Genomic DNA, 1,233 nt, shown 5'->3' on the forward strand with positions numbered 1-1,233 from the left:
GGTAAGAGCGGGGAATGAAAACCTCCTCCCAAACCTCTGCCAGGTTTGTGACGGTCCCCTGGCAGTAGTAGACCGTCTGCCCCCTACCGGAGGGGTACGTCTGCGGTTCACCCTCAATGAGGACGCGCATCCCCCACGTGCAGATGATGTCCCCGGACCGAAGTTCTGATGTGTCCAGCGAAAGCCGAACTATCGAGGCGCTCACTTACTTCCCCTTGGTTTCGTTACGGTTCTTGGCCATCTTCTCGGGCACCCACTGAAATCCCGTGTTCTTGACGTACTCACCAGCGATCGAGACCGGGTCCACGACCCAATGCACTGTGCTGACCTTGAACGGGCCGAGGATCTGGGCGGCAATGCAGTCCAGGCGGGAATCCCGGATGGTGCCGGCGGGCATTGGAGAGACCAGGGCTCCCTTATATGTCCCGTGCTCCGTCAAGTTCGCCGCAGTGCGGACCGTGACAGCCACTTCTGACAGTCCGGGGGTCCAGTGGATATCCACCCTGTAGGTGAATCCCTCCGCTTCCCCAACTGCCATGTGCGTGTGTTCCACGTACCTTCCTCTCGCGAGTAGACCGAGCAAGGGGCGCGAGAAGCATCCCTATTTCCCGCGCCCCAAACTCAGCCGACTAGCGAGACTTGTTCAGCGCTGCCCGCGCATCGGCCAGCGCTTCCACGGCAGTGGCCTGAACATCCTTGGGGAGGCATCCCGCATGCCTCCTGGCACGGCGCATGTGGCTGTAGAACATGACACCTTCCCAATGACCGTCCTTTGTGCAACCCAACAGGCAACGCACACGCCAATGCGTGTCACTGCCCGGGTACGGCGCGAGAGGCTCCCAACCAAGCTCGTGGATACGGGCAAGTGCCTTAGTCGCCGCAGCTACGTTCCGCTTACTTGCCCCCGTCTTGAGTACGGGATCAAGTGCGGGGATTTCGTGGATCTGCTCAGTCATTGTTTTACCTTTCAGATTGCGGTCATGTAGTGCATGTGCCAGTGGTGGGCATTACCGGCAATATCGCGGATCACCACCATGTTGGGATTTGCGGGAAAGCCGATTTGCTCAACCCGCCCCCTGCACCCCTCGTGATGTGGCATCCCACCCAACGGCAGCCAATGCACGTTGAAGTTTCGGATCTCTCCTGACTTGCGGAGCGCTTCCAGCTCCTTGCGGTTCATGGACATTGCAGACGCCGATACGCTACGTACCGAGCAAAGGGCACGGAGAGCCA

3 protein-coding genes are annotated in these 1,233 nt (G+C 59.7%); all 3 read right to left on the reverse strand.

The annotated features are described in order from the left end of the window. The coding region (locus ACFVV5_RS19155) for a hypothetical protein (protein ID WP_387247294.1) at positions 1–205 on the reverse strand (205 nt) is incomplete at its 3' end. Then, complete coding sequence (locus tag ACFVV5_RS19160) at positions 206–553, reverse strand: hypothetical protein (protein ID WP_387247296.1); 348 nt, start codon at positions 551–553, stop codon at positions 206–208. 414 nt (positions 554–967) lie between these two features. Beyond that, the coding region (locus ACFVV5_RS19165) for a hypothetical protein (RefSeq protein ID WP_387247298.1) at positions 968–1,233 on the reverse strand (266 nt) is incomplete at its 5' end.

It is taken from the genome of Leifsonia sp. NPDC058248 (assembly GCF_042881905.1).
Lineage (GTDB): Bacteria > Actinomycetota > Actinomycetes > Actinomycetales > Microbacteriaceae > Leifsonia.